Annotated in this window: 23 protein-coding genes; 18 read left to right on the plus strand and 5 right to left on the minus strand. The window is 62.2% G+C overall.

The features are described from left to right. The first annotated feature begins 163 nt into the window (after positions 1-163). The 6 genes from rpsM to truA all read left to right on the plus strand — a co-directional run bounded on the left by rpsM (position 164) and on the right by truA (position 4,607). Complete coding sequence (gene rpsM / locus GOEFS_RS17335) at positions 164-532, plus strand: 30S ribosomal protein S13 (RefSeq protein ID WP_007319243.1); 369 nt, start codon at positions 164-166, stop codon at positions 530-532. Next, positions 532-939 carry a 30S ribosomal protein S11 gene (rpsK, locus tag GOEFS_RS17340; RefSeq protein WP_007319244.1) on the plus strand — a complete coding sequence of 136 codons (408 nt, stop codon included), beginning with the start codon at positions 532-534 and terminating at the stop codon, positions 937-939. Before rpsM ends, rpsK begins: the two co-directional genes overlap by 1 nt. 24 nt (positions 940-963) lie before the next feature. After that, positions 964-1,569 carry a 30S ribosomal protein S4 gene (rpsD, locus tag GOEFS_RS17345; RefSeq protein WP_007319245.1) on the plus strand — a complete coding sequence of 202 codons (606 nt, stop codon included), beginning with the start codon at positions 964-966 and terminating at the stop codon, positions 1,567-1,569. Positions 1,570-1,651: 82 nt separating this feature from the next. Further along, the gene (locus tag GOEFS_RS17350; RefSeq protein ID WP_007319246.1) at positions 1,652-2,704 is read left to right on the plus strand and encodes a DNA-directed RNA polymerase subunit alpha; all 1,053 of its coding nucleotides are present in this window, start codon (positions 1,652-1,654) and stop codon (positions 2,702-2,704) included. Positions 2,705-2,784: 80 nt separating this feature from the next. Next, the gene (gene rplQ / locus GOEFS_RS17355; RefSeq protein WP_007319247.1) at positions 2,785-3,543 is read left to right on the plus strand and encodes a 50S ribosomal protein L17, sunset domain variant; all 759 of its coding nucleotides are present in this window, start codon (positions 2,785-2,787) and stop codon (positions 3,541-3,543) included. A 230-nt stretch (positions 3,544-3,773) separates the two neighbouring features. After that, positions 3,774-4,607, plus strand: a complete 834-nt coding sequence (gene truA, locus GOEFS_RS17360) for a tRNA pseudouridine(38-40) synthase TruA (protein WP_007319248.1) — start codon at positions 3,774-3,776, stop codon at positions 4,605-4,607. 9 nt (positions 4,608-4,616) lie between these two features. Here the strand turns inward: truA and GOEFS_RS17365 are convergent, their stop codons facing one another. After that, positions 4,617-5,045, minus strand: coding sequence for a hypothetical protein (locus GOEFS_RS17365; protein ID WP_007319249.1), 429 nt, complete (start codon positions 5,043-5,045; stop codon positions 4,617-4,619). A 40-nt stretch (positions 5,046-5,085) separates the two neighbouring features. Next, the gene (locus tag GOEFS_RS17370) at positions 5,086-6,165 is read right to left on the minus strand and encodes an alpha/beta fold hydrolase (protein ID WP_007319250.1); all 1,080 of its coding nucleotides are present in this window, start codon (positions 6,163-6,165) and stop codon (positions 5,086-5,088) included. Between the two features lie 155 nt (positions 6,166-6,320). Here GOEFS_RS17370 and GOEFS_RS17375 point away from each other — a divergent pair, with 155 nt between their 5' ends. Next, complete coding sequence (locus tag GOEFS_RS17375; RefSeq protein WP_040525407.1) at positions 6,321-6,992, plus strand: DedA family protein; 672 nt, start codon at positions 6,321-6,323, stop codon at positions 6,990-6,992. On the opposite strand, the gene GOEFS_RS17380 is transcribed toward GOEFS_RS17375, so the two are convergent. Continuing rightward, positions 6,939-8,204 carry a MinD/ParA family ATP-binding protein gene (locus GOEFS_RS17380; protein ID WP_007319252.1) on the minus strand — a complete coding sequence of 422 codons (1,266 nt, stop codon included), beginning with the start codon at positions 8,202-8,204 and terminating at the stop codon, positions 6,939-6,941. The genes GOEFS_RS17375 and GOEFS_RS17380 overlap by 54 nt on opposite strands. A gap of 193 nt (positions 8,205-8,397) precedes the next feature. Between GOEFS_RS17380 and GOEFS_RS17385 the strand changes: the two genes are divergently transcribed. From GOEFS_RS17385 to GOEFS_RS17435, 11 genes are all read left to right on the plus strand, one after another. Further along, positions 8,398-10,122 (plus strand): long-chain-acyl-CoA synthetase, encoded by a 1,725-nt coding sequence (locus tag GOEFS_RS17385; RefSeq protein WP_050949949.1) that lies wholly within the window; start codon positions 8,398-8,400, stop codon positions 10,120-10,122. A 93-nt stretch (positions 10,123-10,215) separates the two neighbouring features. Then, positions 10,216-10,536 carry a YbaB/EbfC family nucleoid-associated protein gene (locus GOEFS_RS17390; RefSeq protein WP_007319254.1) on the plus strand — a complete coding sequence of 107 codons (321 nt, stop codon included), beginning with the start codon at positions 10,216-10,218 and terminating at the stop codon, positions 10,534-10,536. A gap of 8 nt (positions 10,537-10,544) precedes the next feature. Continuing rightward, positions 10,545-10,883: a YbaB/EbfC family nucleoid-associated protein gene (locus tag GOEFS_RS17395; RefSeq protein WP_007319255.1), complete on the plus strand. Its 339-nt coding sequence runs from the start codon at positions 10,545-10,547 to the stop codon at positions 10,881-10,883. Position 10,884: 1 nt separating this feature from the next. Then, on the plus strand, positions 10,885-11,190 hold the full coding sequence (locus GOEFS_RS17400) for a type VII secretion target (protein WP_007319256.1): 306 nt from the start codon (positions 10,885-10,887) through the stop codon (positions 11,188-11,190). Then, positions 11,190-12,449 carry a hypothetical protein gene (locus GOEFS_RS17405; protein ID WP_007319257.1) on the plus strand — a complete coding sequence of 420 codons (1,260 nt, stop codon included), beginning with the start codon at positions 11,190-11,192 and terminating at the stop codon, positions 12,447-12,449. The genes GOEFS_RS17400 and GOEFS_RS17405 overlap by 1 nt, the downstream gene beginning before the upstream one ends. Before the next feature lie 44 nt (positions 12,450-12,493). Then, entirely contained in the window at positions 12,494-12,805 is a 312-nt protein-coding gene (locus GOEFS_RS17410) for a WXG100 family type VII secretion target (protein WP_007319258.1), read from the plus strand. 25 nt (positions 12,806-12,830) lie between these two features. Further along, positions 12,831-13,124: a WXG100 family type VII secretion target gene (locus GOEFS_RS17415; RefSeq protein WP_007319259.1), complete on the plus strand. Its 294-nt coding sequence runs from the start codon at positions 12,831-12,833 to the stop codon at positions 13,122-13,124. A gap of 71 nt (positions 13,125-13,195) precedes the next feature. Further along, complete coding sequence (locus GOEFS_RS17420) at positions 13,196-14,116, plus strand: cation diffusion facilitator family transporter (protein ID WP_007319260.1); 921 nt, start codon at positions 13,196-13,198, stop codon at positions 14,114-14,116. A gap of 145 nt (positions 14,117-14,261) precedes the next feature. Further along, the gene (locus GOEFS_RS17425; RefSeq protein WP_007319261.1) at positions 14,262-15,806 is read left to right on the plus strand and encodes an APC family permease; all 1,545 of its coding nucleotides are present in this window, start codon (positions 14,262-14,264) and stop codon (positions 15,804-15,806) included. 69 nt (positions 15,807-15,875) lie between these two features. After that, the gene (locus GOEFS_RS17430; RefSeq protein WP_138918050.1) at positions 15,876-17,048 is read left to right on the plus strand and encodes a hypothetical protein; all 1,173 of its coding nucleotides are present in this window, start codon (positions 15,876-15,878) and stop codon (positions 17,046-17,048) included. Next, positions 17,045-17,272, plus strand: coding sequence for a hypothetical protein (locus GOEFS_RS17435; RefSeq protein ID WP_050949950.1), 228 nt, complete (start codon positions 17,045-17,047; stop codon positions 17,270-17,272). The genes GOEFS_RS17430 and GOEFS_RS17435 overlap by 4 nt, the downstream gene beginning before the upstream one ends. A gap of 101 nt (positions 17,273-17,373) precedes the next feature. Here the strand turns inward: GOEFS_RS17435 and GOEFS_RS17440 are convergent, their stop codons facing one another. Then, positions 17,374-18,822: a flavin-containing monooxygenase gene (locus GOEFS_RS17440; protein WP_040525415.1), complete on the minus strand. Its 1,449-nt coding sequence runs from the start codon at positions 18,820-18,822 to the stop codon at positions 17,374-17,376. A 401-nt stretch (positions 18,823-19,223) separates the two neighbouring features. Further along, positions 19,224-20,324, minus strand: a complete 1,101-nt coding sequence (locus GOEFS_RS17450; protein WP_007319265.1) for an alpha/beta hydrolase — start codon at positions 20,322-20,324, stop codon at positions 19,224-19,226. Positions 20,325-20,523: the final 199 nt, after the last annotated feature.

The following is a 20,523-nucleotide window of genomic DNA, read 5'->3' on the forward strand; positions in this document are numbered from 1 at the left end:
CACAAGGTCGCTTGAGGGTTAGCACCACAACTGAATATCGAAATGACACTTCCAGCACCAGCGGTGACAAACGGGTCACCGCCTACCTTCGGACCAGAGGCCGGAGCCTGAAAGCAAACAGGGCGGACTGGGAGCAGACCTCTGAAAAGTTAAGGAAATACCCATGGCACGTGTTGCTGGTGTGGATCTTCCCCGCGAAAAGCGGTTGGAGATCGCACTTACCTACATCTACGGAGTTGGTCGTACCACCTCCAAGGAAATCCTTGCGGGCACCGGCCTTTCGGCCGATCTGCGCGCCAAGGACCTGACTGACGCAGACGTTTCCAAGCTGCGTGAATACATCGAATCCTCGGTGAAGGTCGAAGGTGACCTGCGCCGCGAGGTTCAGGCCGATATCCGTCGCAAGATCGAGATCGGTTGCTACCAGGGTCTGCGCCACCGTCGTGGCCTGCCCGTTCGCGGTCAGCGCACCAAGACCAATGCCCGCACTCGTAAGGGCCCGAAGAAGACCATCGCCGGGAAGAAGAAGTAATGCCTCCGAAGTCACGTAGCGCAGGCCCCAAGAAGGGCACTCGCCGTCGCGATAAAAAGAACGTTCCGCACGGCCACGCGCATATCAAATCGACGTTCAACAACACCATCGTCTCGATCACCGAGCCCAACGGCAATGTGATCAGCTGGGCCTCCTCGGGCCACGTCGGCTTCAAGGGTTCGCGTAAGAGCACCCCGTTCGCCGCTCAGCTCGCCGCCGAGAACGCTGCCCGCAAGGCGCAGGAACACGGCGTCAAGAAGGTCGATGTATTCGTCAAGGGACCGGGCTCGGGTCGTGAGACCGCGATCCGTTCGCTGCAGGCCGCCGGACTCGAAGTCGGCACCATCTCTGACGTCACCCCGCAGCCGCACAACGGTTGCCGCCCGCCCAAGCGGCGCCGGGTCTAGCGGGAAGGTAAGGAACACAAGAAAATGGCTCGTTATACCGGACCAGCAACTAAGAAGTCTCGTCGCCTCCGCGTCGACCTCGTCGGCGGAGACCAGGCGTTCGAGCGTCGCCCCTACCCGCCGGGCCAGCACGGCCGCGCGCGGATCAAGGAGAGCGAATACCTGCTCCAGCTGCAGGAGAAGCAGAAGGCTCGCTTCACCTACGGCATCATGGAAAAGCAGTTCCGTCGTTACTACGAGGAAGCCAACCGTCGCACCGGCAAGACCGGTGACGAGTTGCTGAAGATCCTCGAGACCCGTCTGGACAACGTCGTCTACCGTGCCGGCCTCGCCCGCACGCGTCGTCAGGCACGTCAGATGGTCAGCCACGGCCACTTCACCGTCAACGGTGTAAAGGTCGATGTGCCCAGCTACCGCGTCAGCCAGTACGACATCATCGATGTTCGTCCGAAGTCGCTGGCGACCACGCCGTTCCAGATCGCCAAGGAGCTCGTCGGCGATCGTCCGGTTCCGGCTTGGCTGCAGGTGGTTCCCTCGACGCTGCGCATTCTCGTGCACCAGGTGCCCGAGCGCGCTCAGATCGAGGTTCCGCTGACCGAACAGCTGATCGTCGAGTTCTACTCGAAGTAAGAACTCATCGCCGCTCGGCAACCGCCGATCGGTCCACTTCTAGGGCGTCAAATAGCGGTCGTCCACAAGGAGAAGCAACACAATGCTCATTTCACAGCGACCAACTCTGTCCGAAGAGGTATTGGCCGAAGATCGCTCGAAGTTCGTCATCGAACCCCTCGAGCCCGGATTCGGCTACACCTTGGGCAACTCGCTGCGGCGCACCCTGCTGTCGTCCATTCCGGGCGCGGCGGTCACCAGCATCCGCATCGATGGTGTTCTGCACGAATTCACCACCGTCCCCGGTGTGAAGGAAGATGTCACCGACATCATCCTGAACCTCAAGGGCCTCGTGGTGAGCTCGGAAGAGGACGAGCCGGTCACCATGTACGTCCGCAAGCAGGGACCGGGTGCGGTCACCGGCGCTGACATCGTGCCGCCGGCCGGTGTCACGGTGCACAACCCCGACCTGCATATCGCGACCCTGAACGACAAGGGCAAGCTCGAAATCGAGCTCGTCGTCGAGCGTGGCCGCGGCTATGTGCCGGCCGTACAGAACAAGGCCAGCGGTGCCGAGATCGGCCGGATTCCGGTCGACTCGATCTACTCGCCGGTCCTGAAGGTGACCTACAAGGTCGAGGCCACTCGTGTGGAACAGCGCACCGACTTCGATCGTCTGGTGCTCGACGTGGAGACCAAGAACTCGATCACCGCTCGCGATGCCCTGGCGTCGGCGGGTAAGACCCTGGTCGAGCTGTTCGGTCTGGCACGCGAGCTCAACGTCGAGGCCGAGGGTATCGAGATCGGGCCGTCGCCGGCCGAGGCTGACCACATCGCGTCGTTCAGCCTGCCGATCGAGGACCTCGAGTTGACCGTGCGCAGCTACAACTGCCTCAAGCGCGAGGGTGTGCACACCGTGGGTGAGCTTGTTGCCCGGACCGAGTCCGACCTCCTCGACATTCGTAACTTCGGTCAGAAGTCGATCGACGAGGTCAAGGTCAAGCTGCACGGCCTGGGTCTGTCCCTCAAGGACAGCCCGGCCAGCTTCGATCCGTCGCAGGTAGCCGGTTACGACCCGGCCACCGGCACCTGGAGCGATGACGCGCAGCTCGACGCTGACGGTGGCGAGGACTTCGCCGAGACCGAGCAGCTGTAGTAGAGACCATCATCTGATCGTCCGGCCCCCAGGTGGGCCGGGCGGTCACCTCCAAGACATCAGGACTAACGGAGAAACCAATGCCCAAGCCCACCAAGGGTCGCCGCCTCGGCGGGTCGGCCAGCCACCAGAAGGCGATTCTGGCGAACCTCGCCACCGCGCTCTTCGAGCATGGCCGCATCACCACCACCGAAGCCAAGGCCAAGCGCCTGCGCCCCTACGCCGAGAAGCTCATCACCCACGCGAAGGTCGGCAAGCTCGCCAACCGTCGTGAGGTGCTCAAGAGCATCCGCGACAAGGACATCGTGCATGTCCTGTTCGCCGAGATCGGTCCGTCGTTCGCGGATCGTCCGGGCGGCTACACCCGCATCATCAAGACGCTGCCACGCAAGGGCGACAACGCCCCGATGGCAGTGATCGAGTTGGTCACCGAGTCGACCGCATCGTCGGAGGCCAGCCGTGCCACCCGCGCGGCTGCGTCGAAGAAGGCTCAGGCCAAGGCTGCCGACAATGTCGTCGCCGATGTCGAAGCGGATGCCGATGACGCAGCCGTTGCCAACGCCGACGCGGTCGCCGAGGGCGTCACCGACGAGTCGTCGGCGGCCGCGGCCACCGAACTCGTCGATACCGACGCACCGGCCGGTTCGCACGCGCCGCTCGACGACGACAGCGAGCCCGAGGGCTTCCCGATCAAGGGCAACGCGCAGTCGAAGCTGTACCACCGTCCCGGTACCCGCTTCTACGACAGCACCGTGGCCGAGATCTGGTTCGCGACCGAGGCTGACGCCGAGGCCGCTGGCTACGAACTGCCGCCGTCACAGCGCGACGAGGCTAAGTAGGACTGACCTAGAGTCACCCTTTTCGACGCAGCCCGCCATCACCTCGGTGATGGCGGGCTGCGCTGCTTTGATCCGCGAATGTGGTTGCAGCGCAATGTGTTGGAGCATTCGCCTCATCCATCCCAGTCGAGTGTTGCCAGGACATCGAAGTGACCGCTGATTGCGGCAGATAGGCTGAGTCGAGTGGGTCCGCGCGGACCTACAACTCCTCTCCCGGAAAGGCCCTTGGCGTGCGCATCCGCATCGACGTCGGCTACGACGGAACCGACTTCGCCGGCTGGGCACGTCAGCCCGGCCAGCGAACGGTATGCGAAGTCGTGGAAGAGCATCTCGCGACGATTTTGCGCGTCCCCGTTCGGCTGACAGTCGCCGGACGTACCGATGCCGGAGTCCACGCGAGCGGGCAAGTCGCTCATTTCGACGTCGTCGATGAAGTCTTGGACGCCCGCTCGATAGCCGGCGAGCCTGCGAATCTCGTTCGGCGCCTTGCCAAGATGTTGCCGGACGACGTCCGGGTCAAGAGCGCGACCCGGGTGAGCGGCGACTTCGATGCACGGTTCTCGGCACTCCGCCGCCACTACGTGTACCGATTGACCGATGCGCTTTTCGGTGCCGAGCCGACGTCGGCGCGGACGACCGCCGAGTGGAATCGCCCCCTGGATGTCGACTTGATGAATGCAGCGTCGGAAAAGCTGTTGGGACTCAACGACTTTGCGGCCTTTTGTCGACGTCGAGAGGGAGCGACCACTATTCGTGATCTGCAGCGCTTCACCTGGGAGCGCGACGCCGATGGCGTACTGATCGGCCGAGTGAGTGCGGATGCGTTCTGCTGGTCGATGGTGCGTTCACTGGTGGGGGCGGTTGCCTCAGTTGGGGATTCGCGTCGAAGCGTGCAGTGGTGCGCGGATTTGCTGGACGAACGTTCGCGAAGCGCGCAGGTACCGGTGGCGCAGGCCCGGGGATTGTGTCTTGTCGGTGTCGACTATCCGAATGACACTGAGCTGGCCGCGCGCAATGAGATCACCAGGGATGTCCGGTCCCCATCGTCGGGATGCTGTTCTTAGGCGGAGGCGTTAGGCCAGTGCGCGTGCGTAGTTGACGCGATTGGAGATGTCCATCATGGTCGCCGGACTGCGCGCGGGAATGTTGGCGACGTATGTCATCCCGTTGACGCCGCGAACCATGACCTGAATGTATCCGACGGTCTGGCGGTCCTTCATCAGCAGGAAGAACAGGCTGAACGCACAGATGAGAAAGAATCCCACCAGCGCCAGAACCAGGCCGGTCTGCGAGATTCGCTCGGTGGTCATCGACATATCGGCTACTGTCCACTGGGCGCCCGCGGTGGGAAAGGTACCCGACGGAGTGATGACGTATGACTGCGTGCAGGTAATTTCGCCGATGCTAACCAATGGCTGCTCGGTACCCCGCGGCTGCGGGAAACCGGGGTTGCTCGCGAAATTGGGGCCGCTCGCTGGGTCATTTGGCCAGGCATCGGTCATGGCAGGTATCGTCTCACACCCTTTGGCGCGAAGTGCGTTTCTACGTCGCGCTCCGTTCGGCGTCGAGCACCTCGAGTACCGCGTCGACGGTCTCGACATCGCCGGCCAACGTCGTAGATTGCCTGCCGTTGGTAAGCATTGCGCGCCACGCGACCGCGTCGAACGGTGTTGCCCGCGTTGTCGACACAAAATCGGTGATCAGATCGGCGAACCGCTTCGGGTCGTCCCGAAACGGGAAATGGCCACTTCCGCTGAATGTTTCGAGTCGCGAGTGGCCGATCGCCGCATGCGCGAGCAGTGCGTGCTGATAGGGGATCACGGCATCCTCATCGCCCCAGACGATTAGTACCGGCACCAGCGCGGTGAGATAGCTGCGATCGAGCATCGTGACAATCTGTCCGCGCCAGTCCACCACGGACCGAAGGGTTCGCTGGAAGGCCGCGCGCGCAGATGAATCGGTAAGCCCGGACAGTATCCGGATGAGGTCGGGATGATCACCGAAGTGATATGACGGCGAATAGGTCGGGAATCGGGTGCTGACCGGCGTGGCCGCGGCCAATTGCGCCGCCCGATCCACCAGAGCGAGCGCGCCGGGGAAGCGAAGCAGGCTCAACATCTGCGGGGCGAACGGTAGTGACGCCGCCCGCAGCGCGGGCGAGACGTCGCGGGTGACACCGCCGGCCGCTACGAGCACCAGGCGAGACACCATCCGCGGAAACTGATAGCAGAATTGCATTGCGACGCCGCCACCGAGCGAATGTCCGACGACAGTGACCTGCTCGTATCCGAGAACCGACAGCAGGTCGCGGATGCCGTTGGCGAAGGCCGCGACAGAATAGTCGGCGCGCGGTTTGTCGGACTGCCCGTGGCCGAGCAGATCAGGCGCGATCACCGTGTGATCGTGTGCGAGTATGCCGATGATCTGATCCCACGTCGACGAATTGTCGCCGATGCCGTGAATCAGAACCACGACCGGCCCGCTGCCCGCGATGCGATAGGCGCGTCGGTACCCGTGCACGGTCCGATACTCCACCCGGATTTCGGGTTCGATCACGGTGTCAGCGTCGGGAACAGCGCGCAGCGAACGGCTAGTCGTGTCCTGCGCGGTAGGGACCTTCATCAGTCTCTCCAGTCCTTCATGATGTGCGCCCAGTCACAGGAGAAATGACGTAGCGACAACCATCTGGTTGTAGCCGAGTTAACCTCAGATGCCGTCTGCGCGCGCGTCGAGTTGCACAGTGTTAACGCAGCGTGGGCGTGGTTACGCTGGAATTGATGAATCCATTCGAGATCAACGACTTCCTGGCCACCGGTGGCCTGATCGCATTATGCGTGTTGATATTCGTCGAGACCGGTCTACTCGTCGGATTCATCTTTCCGGGGGACTCGGTGCTGTTCACCGCCGGTGTGCTGATCGCCTCACCGGATCCGTTTACGCCGCTGTGGCTCGCGTGCCTGCTGGTGTCGGTGTCGGCGGCGTTGGGCGATCAATGCGGCTACTTCATCGGACGGCGACTGGGTCGCGGCATGCTGCAAGGCCGGTTGATGAAAATGATCGGCGCCGAGCCGTTGGAGAAGACACACCGATACTTCGAGCGCTACGGTCCGCTGACCGTATTCTTCGCCCGGTTCATCGGTGTGGTTCGCACATTGACACCTCCGGTCGCCGGCTTCACCGGTATGGCGCACCGAACTTTCACCCTCTTCAGCGTGCTCGGTAGCTTCACCTGGGCCGGAGGGATCATCCTGCTCGGATATTTTCTCGGCCAGGTGGCCTTGATCCGCGACCACCTCGATCTGCTGATCTTGGCATCGGTCGGCACCATCGTGATACCCGTGTCGATCCACCTATTCCGACGCTGGCGCGCTCTGCGTCGGGAAGCCCGGGCCCCGCTAGGCCTGGCGGACCGGCCCACCGCCGAAGTCGTCGGCGATGACCGCGGCTAACTCCAGCAGCGCCGTTCGTGTCGGCTTGCCGACCAGCTCCAAATCGACGTCGGATCCTTCGGCCAGGTGATCGTCGAACGGGATGGCCTGCACCGCGCGGCAGCGGGATAGGAAGTGGGCGGCGAGCTGCTCGGTGTCGATGGTGGACGAACCAGGTCGCGACGAACTGAGCACGAGGACCGACCGGGGCACCAGGTGCCCGTAGCCGTGGGCCTCGAGCCAGTCCAGGGTGGCACTGGCACTGCGCGCGCCATCGAGTGCGGGCGAACTGACCAATACGAGCGCGTTCGCGGAGTTGAGTACGCCACGCATCGCGGAGTGGCTCAGACCGGTCCCGCAGTCGGTGATGATGATGTTGTAGAAGCGTTGGAGAATTTCCATTACGCCCTGGTACTCGTCCTCGTTGAACGCTTCGGCCATCGCCGGATCCCGTTCGGAGGCAAGCACTTCCAGTCGACTCGGCGCTTGCGAGGTGTGGGCACGAACATCCGAATAGCGGTTGACGGATTTGTCTGCGAGCAGGTCGCGCACCGTCGAATTGGTCTGTTGTGGAATGCGCTGGCCCAGCGTCCCCAAGTCGGGGTTCGCGTCGACGGCGATGACACGGTCGCCGCGTAGCGAGGCGAAAGTGGAGCCGAGGCCGACCGTGGTGGTGGTCTTGCCGACGCCGCCCTTGAGCGACAGCACCGCGATGCGGTAATCGCCGCGCACCGGACGATTGACTCGTTCGACCAGGTGCTGATGGTTGATTTCGGCCGGCGATTCGCCCGGATTGACCCGGCCGCCGGTCACCCGGTGCAGTGCGCGCCGCCAGCCGTGAGCGGGCGCCTTGCGGGCCTTGCGGAGCAATGTCGCTTCATCGAGGTTGGGTGGAGCGGGCGGCTGCTGTGCGGGCACGAAGCCGGGATTGGGCGTGAATTGCGGTCCCGGCTGCTGTGTGGGCGCGGGTGTGGGACCCGGAACGAACTGGCCCGGCGGGGGACCGTACTGAACCGGTGGCGCCTGCTGAACCGGCGGCGCCTGCTGCGGCTGCTGCGGTGGCGGGGCCTGCTGAATTGGAGGCGCCTGCGGTTGCTGCGGCACCGAATGCTGGCCATAGGCGTTCGGCGGGGCGGCTTGCCCGTTGCTGCCTTGACTCTGTAGCCAAGGTGGCAGCGACGCATCGGTCGCCGGTGCGGCGGCTGGCGCGCCGGTCTGCTCATCGTTGGTCACGATTCCCCCTGAACACGGAAATAGTTTTGACGGCCTGAGTGTAGCCGTTTAGACCGACAGCGCGATTCGGCGGCGAACCTTGGAACAAAATCCATTATTTGTTCCAAAGCTATTCCCACCTGCTATGTGATGGGGTGTACTACCAAGCGTGACTAGCGACACAACAACACACGCGCCCATCACCGCCTCGTCAATGATTCGCGGTGTCTGGCAGATGCGCCACGACCTACCGATGATCGCCCGCCAACTGCCGGTAATGGCGAACCACAACCCGGACCGGAAATGGACCATCGGCTTGGCGTTCGCGAAAGCTGCTGCGGCACAAGCTGATCGGCCGTTCTTACGGACTGCCGACGCAAGTTGGTCGTACGGCGAATGTAATCGTCGAGCCAATCGGTGGGCGGCAGTCCTATCCTCGCGGGGCGTCCGGCAGGGCGATGTCGTGGCTATCGCGGCGCATAACAGTCCTGACGTGGTGATCGCGATGCTCGCCGTCGTGAAACTCGGTGCCGTAGCGGGAATGATCAACTACAACCAGCCCGGCGACGCGCTCAGTCACAGTTTCGGATTGCTCGCGGCCGCGAATCAGGCCGGTGCCGACGCCACCATTCTGGTCCTACACGACGACGCCACCGCCGACAGTTTGGCCAGCGTCAACCCGGAATCGGCCAAGGTGTCCGGGCTGTCCTTCGCCGATCTCGACCTCGCCGCTGACGATCTCGCGAGCCGCGACGGTTCGGCCAATGCCAACCCGACGATCACCACCACCCTGACCGCCGGCAGTCCGGCCTATTACATCTTCACCTCGGGCACTACCGGCTGGCCGAAAGCCAGCATCATGAGCCACTCGCGATGGCAGGCCGCGATGGCCGGTATCGGCGGCGCCGGAATTCGGCTGCGGCGCGACGACGTCATGTACGTGGCGTTGCCGTTCTATCACAACAATGCGCTGACCATCTCGATCGCTTCTGCTCTCACCGCGGGCGCCTGCCTGGCTGTCGGCCAAAAGTTTTCGGCATCGCGGTTCTGGGATGACGTCATCGCCAACGATGCGACAGCGTTTTGCTATATCGGTGAATTGTGCCGCTACCTGTTGGCCCAGCCGCCCAAGCCGACCGATAGGGCCCACCGGGTGCGATTGGTCGCTGGCAACGGTCTGCGCCCGGAGATCTGGGATGAGTTCGCCGAGCGGTTCGGCATCACCCGGATCGTCGAACTCTATGCCGCCAGCGAGTCGAATATCGGTTTCATCAACATCTTTGGTCAGTCCAAGACCGCTGGTTTCTGTCCGCTCTCGTACTCGGTGGTCAAGGCGGACGAGGAGACCGGGCAGCCGGTACGCACCGCCAGCGGACGAGTTATTAAGGTGCCCAAGGGAACTCCGGGTCTGCTGCTCGGTCAGATCAACGACCGCGCGCGGATCGACGGCTACACCGACCCGAAGGCGACCGAGACCAAGATCGTCCGAGATGCGTTCAAGGCCGGCGACGCCTACTTCAACACCGGAGATCTGGTGGTGGAGCAGGGATTCCGGCACATCGCGTTTGTCGATCGGCTCGGCGACACATTCCGCTGGAAGGGCGAGAACGTCGCGACCACCGAGGTGGAGGCAGCGCTCAATGCGGTCCCGGGTATTTCGGCGTCGGTGGTGTACGGGGTGGAAATCCCGGGAGCCGATGGACGGGCCGGGATGGCAGCGATTGTGGTCGACGATGATTTCGATCCGATCGCGCTCGCCGCCGCCGTTCGCGAGCGGCTGCCGCACTACGCCGTGCCGCTGTATTTGCGCGTGGTCACCGAGCTCGCCCATACGTCGACCTTCAAGAACGTACGCACAGAACTGCGCAAACAGGGATATCTGGAGGCGGGCGACGATCAGGTGTACACGCTCGCCGACGAAGGGTACGTTCGCGCCTAAATTGGCCGCACAAGAATTGGGTGGAACCAAACGCCGCGTCACTGCGTCCAAGTAGGTACAGGTCACCGATGAGGTGCGTACCGAGGGGGATGTATGGACAGCAGCTCTGTGCTCGACGCCGCGCGAATGCCGTCGCGGGCCCGATCGCGATCGGGAACCATCGCGGTTACCACCACCCCGGCGGGTCTGCCGACGTCGATCACCATCGACGACGCTGAACTGCGCCGTGACCCTGACCGCCTGGCGGCACAGATTCTCGCGCTGTGCCGTCAGGCGGCGCTCGCCGCCGGCATCCGGTTGCGAGAAGAACTGAGCCGTAACGGTTTCGGCGCCGATTCGCTGGCCTCGACCGGATTGCCGACGGTCGATGACCTGGCTGCCGCTGAGCGCGCCGCCGACCTCGCGAAGCTGTAGGAGTAGCGATGGCGCGGGCAATGGACGAACTCGAAGCGCGGGCACAATGCCAACTCGACGCGCTCTACGGGGTGCAAGAGCGAATCGGCGAGGTCAGGACTGTCGAAGGATCCGCCGACGGCTGTGTGCGGGTAGAGGTCGACGGTGCGGGAGGTCTTGTGGGGCTGAGGTTTTCGCCGACGGCACCGCGACTGGGTGCGGACGCGTTGGCGACAGTGATTGTCGAGACCGCCACCCGGGCGGCCCATCGGGCTCTATCAGAGCGCGCGGTCATCACCGCAGACTTCGTCGAGCGATTCACCGACTTGATCTCTTGCACGACAACACAATCCGACCCGAGGAACTGACATGGACAAACTCACTATCTCTCCCGACGCGCTCGACGGCTATGCGAGCGCGACCGCGTCAACTGCCGCCCTCGTGGCCTCGGCCGGAACGGTCAACGCCGCCGCCAACACGTCGGCGATGGTCGCGGTTTTTGGTTTAATCGGCCAGGAATTCCTTGCCGAATTCGCCTGCGCACAAGCGAATCACCTATTCGCGGTCGGAAGTCTCGCGGCAGTGCACGCCGGTACCGCGGCGACCGCTCTGGCCGGCGCCGCCGCCTATCGAGCCTCCGACGCCACCGGCGCGCTCGGGATAGGCGCACTCTGATGGACGAGCTGGGGAAGATACTCGACACCTCGGTGGCCGACGTCCTCGCCGGGCTGCGGCTGCCGCCGTTGCCGGCCCTGCCCACCTTGCCCGCGATCGACGGCTTACCGACGTTGCCTCCGTTGAATCTGGACCTGATTCTCAAGCCGCTGACCGATTTGCTCGGCAGTTTCGGCACCGGAAATCTGTCTGCGGCACAGGTAGATCCGAGCAAGGTGCTCAGTGTGCTGTCCCAGTTGCTGGAATCGTCGTTGTCGATGGGGTCGGCAGCCTTTCGGGCTCTCGACGGCCTGTGGTCGGGGACGGCGGCCACATCGGCGACGGCCAAAACCACCAAGACCGGAGCCGAGACCACCGCGTTAGCCACGCAGGGGAGCGGAATGTCGATCGACATTGGTGCTGCCGCAACCATTGTGGCCACCGGTCTGGCTACCGTGCAGGGCATCGTCGTGAAGACAGTGGGGCTGTTGGTTTCGACGCTGCCGCTCATCACCACGCCCGTCGGTCAAGGCATAGCTCTTGGTTTCCTCACCACCGGACTTGCCGAGGGCGCCGCTGCTGTCGCGGCAACTCGGGCCCAATTACTCGGTCCCACAACGCATATGGCTGCCAATGGAGCGCCGGTCAAAATATCTGGCGCGCCGGCCAGTTCGACGACGTCCCCGTTTGCCGTCGCGGCGAACCTGCTCGACGCCATCGGGACCCCGGTGAAGGCGATGAGTACCTCGCTTACCCAACTTCTCAGCACGGTCACGTCGACGACCGCCTCGCCCAACCAGAAGACACCGACGTCGACTAACACCAAGGGGGACAACGAAACCAAATGCGGTGAGGACCGCGGAGATGACAAATCGCCCGCGTCGACCCGGCCGGCGGCACTCGGCGGTTCAGGTCAGATCTCGCCCGGTGTGGTCCCGGCGGCACCGCTGTCGGCACGCCCGTCAACCGCGTCGATCACAACCGAACCGGCTTCTGCCACAACAGCTCCGAGTTCTCCGCGAGTCGCGCTGCCCACCGCGTCGGCGCTGCCGGGGGTCATGGCACCCATGGCCGCGGCAGGTGTGCGATCCGGCTCGGGTAGTGCCGCCGGGACGGTCGCCGACCACTTGATCAGTCAGGCGAACGGCGCACGGTTGGTCGGAGACGTCGACCCCGACGCCGCACCGGCCGTCATCGGTGATGCGCAGCCCGAACTTTCCGCAGCGGATATCGATCTCAGTTTGATCGAGGTCCAGTTCGACCCGTCGCTGCGGCTTTGATACCTGGCCGGGCGCCGCCCGACCGAGATGAAGGAGGAATATCCATGCCCACTCAGGGACTCAACCTCGACGTGTCGACCGGTCTGGCCAGCACCAAATCGGTCGCCGGCCTCGTCGACGAAATGCAGCAGGTCATCCGCGCCATCCAGACGTCGTCAACCGAAGCGGTGTCGATGTGGAAGGGCCGTGCGTCGTCTGCGTTCGACACGACGTCGGCTGACTGGAGTTCGTCGGCGACCAAGCTGCAATTGGCCCTCGACGACATCAAGGTGAAGCTGGCGTCGTCGTTCACCAATTACGGCGATCAGGACGATCAAGCCGCGGCGGGTTTCAGCGGCGGCAATCTCAACATCTGACATATCCTGAAAGGACACTCTCGCAATGACTCTCATCAAATATGACTTCGCGTCACTCGACAGGCTTACCACTGACCTGGGCGGTCAATTTCAGCGGCTGGAGACGCTGGCGACCGATCTCAAGCGTCAAGTGACCGCGCTCGGCGACAACTGGCAGTCGGCGCAGGGGGCGACCAGTTATCAGCAGGCGCAGGCAACGTGGGATCGGGTCTTCACCGAGGCACGCGGCAACCTGACGAGTCTCAAGACGGCCGTGCATAACGCGTCGGCCAATATGAGCTCCACCGACATGTCGGTCGCTCGCAACTTCGCGGTGTAGCCCGCACCCCATATCGGCTCTCGCTCACATAGAGTGAGAGCCGATTTTGGTGCGGAACTAAGGAGATATTTGTGTCGGCTGAGGGATCCAAGAAGGCCATCGTCGCGGCATTGCTCGCCAATGCGGGGATTGCCGCCGCGAAATTCGTCGGTTTCGCTATTACCGGGTCGTCCTCGATGCTCGCCGAGGGCGTCCATTCGGTGGCCGATACGTCGAATCAGGGCTTGCTGCTGCTTGGCCAGAATCGAGCCGGGAAGGCCGCCGACAAGTTGCATCCATTCGGCTATGGGCGGGCGCGATACTTCTACTCATTCGTCGTGGCGTTGGTGCTGTTCACCCTCGGCTCGCTATTCGCGCTGTACGAGGGCTACGAGAAGATCAAACATGCCGACGATCACGCGTTGACGTCGCCGCTGGTCGCGGTCGTGATCCTGGTAGTTGCGATCGGCCTGGAGACATACAGTTTCACCACCGCCTACCGTGAGTCGAAACCTCTCAAAGGTGACGCGACCTGGTGGCAGTTCATCCGCAACTCCCGCTCACCGGAATTGCCGGTCGTGCTGCTCGAAGACACCGGCGCGCTGATCGGTCTGATCCTGGCGCTCGGTGGTGTCGGACTGACCGTGATCACCGACAATGCCGTGTGGGACGGCGTGGGTACGGTCGCCATCGGTGTCCTGCTCGGCATCATCGCGATCGTCCTCATCGTCGAAATGAAGAGCCTGCTCATCGGCGAGGGCGCTACCGACCAGGAAGAAACCGCGATCGTCGGCGCGTTGGAAGCGGCGCCTGGCGTCGACCGTGTCATTCACCTCAAGTCGCAGTACCTGGGACCGGACGAATTGCTGGTAGCCGCCAAGATCGCGATTCCCTCGGGGGCGGACGCGCTCCAGATCGCAGGGGCTATCGACGACGCGGAATCCAGGATCCGCGCGGCTGTGCCGCAAGCCCGGGTCATCTATTTGGAACCTGATATCGATCGACGTGGCTAGCGGCGACTCGCCGCGTCGATCGCGCCGTTTGCCGCACTAAAACTTGTTTGTTTCGCTACCGTTTGCGATGGCGTTACCCAGCACATGGCAGCGCCACCGGCTGGCCGGTCACATCTGGCCCGCTCGACACAAACTGGGAGGTTTGATGACAAACCCGTTGACGCGCACTAAATCCGTCGAACAGTCGATGGCCGACACCGACGAACCCGGCCATCGACTGCGCAAGAGCCTTGGTGCCTGGGATCTGACGGTATTCGGCGTATCGGTGGTGATCGGGGCGGGAATCTTTACCGTTACCGTCTCGACCGCGGGCGACAAAGCGGGTCCAGCTATCTCCCTGGCGTTCGTCATGGCGGCGATTGCTTGTGCGCTGGCCGCGCTCTGCTATGCCGAGTTCGCATCGACGGTTCCGGTCGCGGGGTCCGCATATACCTTCGGCTACGCGACTTTTGGGGAATTTCTCGCCTGGATCCTCGGCTGGGACCTGATTCTCGAATTCGCCGTCGGCGCGGCGGTGGTGGCGAAAGGTTGGTCGAGTTATCTGGGCAATGTGTTCGGGTTCGACGGCGCGGTAGTCAGTGTGGGAGGTGGAGTGACCTTCGATTGGGGTGCGGTCATCATCGTCACCGTGGTGGCTACTCTGCTGGTTCTTGGTACCAAGATCGCCGCCTGGTTCAGTGCGACGATCACCGCGATCAAGGTCGCCGTCGTTGTGATGGTCATCGTCGTCGGCTTCTTCTACATCAAATCCGCCAATTACACGCCTTTCGTGCCGGCTGCCGATAAGGGGGCAAGTGAGGCGAAATCGGTTGATTCATCGTTGTTTTCGTTGATAACCGGTGGTGGCGACACCAGTTATGGTTGGTACGGCGTTCTTGCGGCCGCGTCGATCGTATTCTTCGCCTTCATCGGCTTCGACGTCGTGGCCACCACTGCCGAAGAGACCAGGTTTCCCCGTAAGGACGTACCGCGCGGCATCCTCGGTTCGCTAGCGATCGTCACAGTGCTCTACGTCTTGGTGACGATCGTGGTCACTGGTATGGCGAGCTATACCCAACTGAAGACGACAACGAATCCGGACGGTACACCGAATCACAAGAATCTCGCCGACGTCTTCCAACTGAATGGGGTGACGTGGGCGGAGAAGGTCATCGCGGTTGGCGCGCTTGCCGGTCTCACGACCGTGGTGATGGTGTTGATGCTCGGCCAGTCGCGTGTGTTGTTCGCGATGTGCCGCGATGGTTTGTTGCCGCGTCCGCTCGCCAAGACCAGCGACCGATTTGGCACACCGGCCCGCCTGACCATCATCATCGCGGTTGTCGTTGCCGTGGTAGCAGGCTTCTTTCCGATCAACAAACTTGAGGAAATGGTCAATGTCGGAACGCTATTCGCGTTCGTCGTTGTGGCTGGCGGAGTCATCGTGCTGCGTAAGACTCGGCCGGATCTGCCACGCGGATTCAAGGTTCCCGGCGGGCCCGTACTGCCGGTCCTCGCGATTATCGCGTGCGTATGGCTGATGCTCAATCTCACCGCGTTGACCTGGATCCGATTTGTGATTTGGATGGCACTCGGAGTCGTCGTCTACTTCTTCTACGGAATGAGGCACTCCGTGGTGGGTAGGCGTGCGCGTGGTGAATTGCCGAGCTGGGACGACGATAAGCCGGCAGCGTCACTCAACAAAACCGAGTAACCGAGCCGGGTGCGATTTCACCCGATTCGGATGGTTGCCTGCGTCTGATCGTGTGTGACACTGGCAAATATGGACTCGTTGGACAACGAGGAGCGCGCTCGGAATCGGCGACGGGGCAGAGCAGTTGTCGTTTGGCTGCTGGTGGTTCTCTGCGGCGTGCTCACGTTGCTGGCGGTGTCTACCCGGTTCGTTCGAAGCCAGTTGCTTGATTCGGAGCACTACGTGGCCACGGTCGCGCCGCTGGCGTCGGATCCGGCGGTCCAAGGGCAGATCGCCGATAGCGTTACCGATGCGATTGTCGGGCGGCTTGATCTAAATGCGTTGGTAGCCAATACATTATCGGAATTGAGTGAGATCACCCCGGCGCAGCGTCCGCGAGCGGATGCTGCACTCGCGAAGCTGGCACCGCTGCTCGCCGGCCAGGCCGAGACGTTTATCCGCTCAACCGTGAATCAGTTTGTCGCGTCCGGCCAATTCGCTGACCTCTGGGCCGCTGCTAACCGGGCAGCCCATCAGTCGCTCGTCGCGGCGGTCACTGGACAGGGCCAGCGCGAGGCGGTTCGCATCGGCGACGATGGCACGGTCGCGATCGGACTCGGGCCGATTATCGACGCGGTCAAAGTTCGTCTCGCGCAACGGGGTTTCGGTTTCGCCGATCAGATTCCCGCGATCAACAAGGAATTCGTGGTGTTCAGTTCGCCGCAACTCGCGCGGACGCAGTCGTTGGTACGCACCCTCGATAAGGTGGCGACGATCCTGCCGTGGCTAGTACTCGCCGCCGCGGCCGGGGCTATCGCGGTCAGTGGAACGGGGAGGCGTTGGCGCACAGTCAGTTTGGTCGGTTTGGCAGTAGTGATCGCGATGCTGTTGCTCGCCCTGGGAATCCTCATCGGCCGTGCCGTCTATTTGGGCGAGGTTCCTGTCGAGATAATTTCGCTCGATGCCGCGCGTGTTGTTTTCGATACGACGATCCATCCGTTGCGTGTCGCTTTGCGAGCGGTGGCTGTGGTCGGCCTGGTGGCGATGGTCGTCGGGTTCCTGGGGGAACGTTCGCGGTCGCCTAGAGGGGGCTGGCCCACTGATCGCATCGCGGTAGTGCTAGTCGCCGCGGCGGTCGTGATGTTCTGGCCCTATCCGACGGGCATGGTCGTAGTTTGGACGGCGACTCTCGCGTGCCTGACGTTAGTCGGGATCGAATTGCTCATCCAGCCCACGCGGTTTCGGGTTCTCGACCAGCAGTGACTGTCCGAAATCTGTTACGTGTGTGTGACGCGTATCCGCCGGAGCCCTTGCGCCGGTGGCGGCGCAAAGCCCAGATCGATGGTGGCCAGTGTGAGGGGGTCGCTGGCGCGGAGCGCGCCGAGATCCGCCGGGCTGAAAAGGAGAACATCGAACTGCGCCCGACGAACGAATTGCTGAAGGCCGCGCGCGTTCTCGCGGAACTCGACCGGACGACGGCGATTTGATCGCGAACTTTCCGCGGTTCACCCGCGTCCGACAGTGGCAATGCCTCACCCTAGGAATTGGCTACTCCTTCACAAGCCGTGAACGGCGGTTGGACGCTCGCTCAGTCCACTTCGCGGAAGTCCGAGGCGCGGAAGACTGCCTTTCGACGATACTGAGTCGAAACTCCCGGCCAGTTAGCGGTGATTCGGCCGCTCTGATTCTGATACCAGGACGAGCACATCGTCCAAACGCTCTGCTTGAGCCGATCTTGAGTGCGCTGGTCAAAGGAAGTGGCAACCTCCTTTCTGATATTCCAAGCTCGTCCAGTTGTCGATATGTGATCAACATAGGAGCGGATGTAGCGGGCCTGCGCCTCTAGGAAATAGACGATTGAGCCCCCGCCGGTATTGGTGTTGGGGCCGTACATTAGCAGCAGATTTGGAAAGCCATGGACGGTGAGTCCGTAATAGGCATGAGCCCCCTCTGCCCACTCATCGTCGAGGGTTCGACCGCGGTGCCCGGTGATAGTAATTGGAGCCATGAACTGGTCGGTGGCGAAGCCAGTACCGTAAATGATGAGGTCGGCGCTATGAAAAGCGCCGTCGGCGGTCCGCATCCCACCAGGTTCAATAGCCACGACAGGATGGGTTTCGAGGGTCACGTGCGGTTTGGTGAGAGCTGGTAGGTAAGTATCAGATAGCAGGCCTCGCTTGCATCCGAAGGGATAATTCGGCCATACCTTCTCGAACAGTCCTGGTTCGACTGCTGTTTGCTTGCGCATGTGGCGCCGGGCATGTGCGGTGATCGCGCGCGCAAGTAAGGGGGAGTACAAGAACGCTGTGGTCACTGTCTCCAAATACACGAACCAGCCAAGACGCGCGAACTTCTGAATATGCGGAACGCGCTCAAATAGACGAAGCCGCCACTGGCGGTAGCGAGTGTCCCAGCGAGGAACGATGTAGGGAGGGGTGCGCTGAAAGACTGTCATGCTGGCGACTTTGGGCTCGATGGCGGGCACAAACTGGATAGCGCTTGCTCCGGTACCGATCACAGCGACGTGCTTGCCATCCAGATCGACTCTGTGGTCCCAGGTCGCGGAGTGAAAAGCGGGCCCGGTGAATTTCTCTATGCCATCGATTCGCGGATAGGTTGGCCGGGACAGTTGCCCGACCGCGGGGATGAGCACCTGGGCAGTGAATGTCTGTGCTGAGGAGGTTTCTACCGTCCAGTACTTATGTTCGTCACTCCACGCGCAGGCGACAACTTCTGTATTCAGTCTTAGGTGCCGATGGAGGTCGTAGGCATCTGCGACGGATTTGAGGTATCGAAGGATCTGCGACTGTTCGGAGTATCGGCGGTGCCAGTTTGGGTTTGGGAAGAACGAGTACGAGTACAACGATGAAGGTACATCGCAGGCAGCGCCGGGATATGTGTTGTCTCGCCACACACCGCCGACCTCGTCGGCCTTCTCCAAAATGACAATGTTCTCGTGACCCGCGCGCTTGAGCTCGATAGCCGCTGCTAGTCCACCGAATCCGGAACCGATGATGATGATTGATAATTCGGGCATCGCGTCCTTCGATCGATGATGGTGTTCCCCGACTGAATAGCCCGCGTCACTGAAGATTCCTACACGGTCTGTCTCGCGCATTCCACTGGATTGCGCTTGCTCCCGAGCCTGGTCAGGCGGAGATTGCTGGCCTAAATCTGTGGATTTCTTCATTGCTCCGATTCTTATTCGGGTCCGCCTACTGACCGTCAGATGGTGATTCAGATGATCCTATTTGCATCGCTTCGCCGGCGTTATCAGTCGTTCCGAGAGCTAACGCGTATCGCAGTTGATGTCAGTTTCTCAGTAACGACTAACAACGCCCCGAATCAGGTGCGGTTGTGCCCAGTTGCGGACGAAATCCGCAGCCAGTCGCGGTCGCCAGTAAAGGCGTTTATGTCGAAGTCGACCGGACCACGTGGTCAGTGAGCGGGCATGTGCTGGGCGAGAAACGCGACCTGATCCGTGGCGACACGTTCGAACCAGGCCCCGACGTATATATCGAAGTGGCCGGTGGGGTAGGAGCGTTGCGTGACGTGCGCTAAGCCCTTGGCATGGTTGATCGTAGCCTTCGCCGGGGCGACGCTGTCGTGGGTGCCGACGCAGACCAGTGTGGGAATTGTGGTGCTTGAGAGGGCTTTTCCGGGACGGTATCGTCCGATATGCAAGGCAAGGCGCGCGGCGATCGCGTTGCGCATTAAGACTGTGCCGTCGGCGTTCTCCAAGACCCCCCAGACGGTTTCTGACCGTTCCGGCGTCTGAGTCAGAACCTGTTCTTCAGAAGTCAGGGGCGGCATATGTTTGGCGACGGAGGGGATGCGTTTGGCATTGCGCAGGGTGCGTGCCGAGGGGCGAGCGTCGGACGGCGCCAGCGCCAACGCGCCTGGCAGTGCATCCGATGCCGCCAAGAAGGCTGGCATATTGGGCGTCCCGACCATCGGCAAAAGCAGTGGCGATCGCCCCAATAATGCACCGACTTGATCAATGAGGGCAGCCGCGACCAGCACTGGTGCGCTGAGAAATCCGGTACGTATACGCGCCACGAGCGATGATGGTCCGTCGGTGAATGGGCACTGCGAGATGACTGCCCGCACATTGCCGTCGATGGCGGCGACTTGCATCACGTGACCACCGCCAAATGAGCTTCCCCAAATAGCGATCCGTTCCAAGTCGAATTGTTCTGGGTGTGCGCGAACATGGCGGAGCGCGGATAGCCAATCCTGTAATTGCCTCGATATATCGACTAGTTGGCGCGGGTGCCCGCCGCTGGCACCGAAATGGCGGTAGTCGAAGACCAGGACCGAATAGCCCGACGCCACGAAACGCTCGGCGAATTCATGCAGCCGAAACTCTCGCACTGCGCCGAGGCCGTGCGCCATCACGATGACTGGTCGCGGTCTGCCGTCGGTAGATACCGGTGTGTAAAGCCATGCCGCACACTGCGAGCCGTGTGAATCAAAGGTCACATCGTCGCGTGTGTAGCGGTTCTGCGATGCGGACGAAGGCGTATTGTCTGTCAGCATTGGTCGGGAACCTCTCAAAATAAGGAATCTTGCTTGCGAGAAAGCTAATCGGACGTGAGTTGCTCTGCGAGGTCGTTTTTCAAGACCTTTCCGCTCGGATTGCGGGGAATGTCTCTAACGAAGTGGATATCGCGGGGTTGTTCAAATCGCGACACGGTCGAACGCAGATATTCGCGCAGAGCCCGCTCGGACAGATCAT

Origin of the sequence: Gordonia effusa NBRC 100432 (assembly GCF_000241305.1) — a bacterium.
GTDB classification, from domain to species: domain Bacteria; phylum Actinomycetota; class Actinomycetes; order Mycobacteriales; family Mycobacteriaceae; genus Gordonia; species Gordonia effusa.

Excerpts from the sequence above, each read along its gene's own strand:
- GOEFS_RS17365 (WP_007319249.1), bottom strand. The coding sequence starts at position 5,045 with ATGACCGATGCCTGGCCAAATGACCCAGCGAGCGGCCCCAATTTCGCG.
- GOEFS_RS17395 (WP_007319255.1), top strand. The coding sequence starts at position 10,545 with ATGGCGCGGGCAATGGACGAACTCGAAGCGCGGGCACAATGCCAACTC.
- GOEFS_RS17385 (WP_050949949.1), top strand. The coding sequence starts at position 8,398 with ATGATTCGCGGTGTCTGGCAGATGCGCCACGACCTACCGATGATCGCC.
- GOEFS_RS17415 (WP_007319259.1), top strand. The coding sequence starts at position 12,831 with ATGACTCTCATCAAATATGACTTCGCGTCACTCGACAGGCTTACCACT.
- GOEFS_RS17390 (WP_007319254.1), top strand. The coding sequence starts at position 10,216 with ATGGACAGCAGCTCTGTGCTCGACGCCGCGCGAATGCCGTCGCGGGCC.
- GOEFS_RS17450 (WP_007319265.1), bottom strand. The coding sequence starts at position 20,324 with ATGCTGACAGACAATACGCCTTCGTCCGCATCGCAGAACCGCTACACA.
- rplQ (WP_007319247.1), top strand. The coding sequence starts at position 2,785 with ATGCCCAAGCCCACCAAGGGTCGCCGCCTCGGCGGGTCGGCCAGCCAC.
- rpsM (WP_007319243.1), top strand. The coding sequence starts at position 164 with ATGGCACGTGTTGCTGGTGTGGATCTTCCCCGCGAAAAGCGGTTGGAG.
- GOEFS_RS17405 (WP_007319257.1), top strand. The coding sequence starts at position 11,190 with ATGGACGAGCTGGGGAAGATACTCGACACCTCGGTGGCCGACGTCCTC.
- GOEFS_RS17400 (WP_007319256.1), top strand. The coding sequence starts at position 10,885 with ATGGACAAACTCACTATCTCTCCCGACGCGCTCGACGGCTATGCGAGC.
- GOEFS_RS17425 (WP_007319261.1), top strand. The coding sequence starts at position 14,262 with ATGACAAACCCGTTGACGCGCACTAAATCCGTCGAACAGTCGATGGCC.
- GOEFS_RS17440 (WP_040525415.1), bottom strand. The coding sequence starts at position 18,822 with ATGCCCGAATTATCAATCATCATCATCGGTTCCGGATTCGGTGGACTA.
- GOEFS_RS17350 (WP_007319246.1), top strand. The coding sequence starts at position 1,652 with ATGCTCATTTCACAGCGACCAACTCTGTCCGAAGAGGTATTGGCCGAA.
- GOEFS_RS17410 (WP_007319258.1), top strand. The coding sequence starts at position 12,494 with ATGCCCACTCAGGGACTCAACCTCGACGTGTCGACCGGTCTGGCCAGC.
- GOEFS_RS17430 (WP_138918050.1), top strand. The coding sequence starts at position 15,876 with ATGGACTCGTTGGACAACGAGGAGCGCGCTCGGAATCGGCGACGGGGC.
- rpsD (WP_007319245.1), top strand. The coding sequence starts at position 964 with ATGGCTCGTTATACCGGACCAGCAACTAAGAAGTCTCGTCGCCTCCGC.
- GOEFS_RS17370 (WP_007319250.1), bottom strand. The coding sequence starts at position 6,165 with ATGAAGGTCCCTACCGCGCAGGACACGACTAGCCGTTCGCTGCGCGCT.
- GOEFS_RS17375 (WP_040525407.1), top strand. The coding sequence starts at position 6,321 with ATGAATCCATTCGAGATCAACGACTTCCTGGCCACCGGTGGCCTGATC.
- rpsK (WP_007319244.1), top strand. The coding sequence starts at position 532 with ATGCCTCCGAAGTCACGTAGCGCAGGCCCCAAGAAGGGCACTCGCCGT.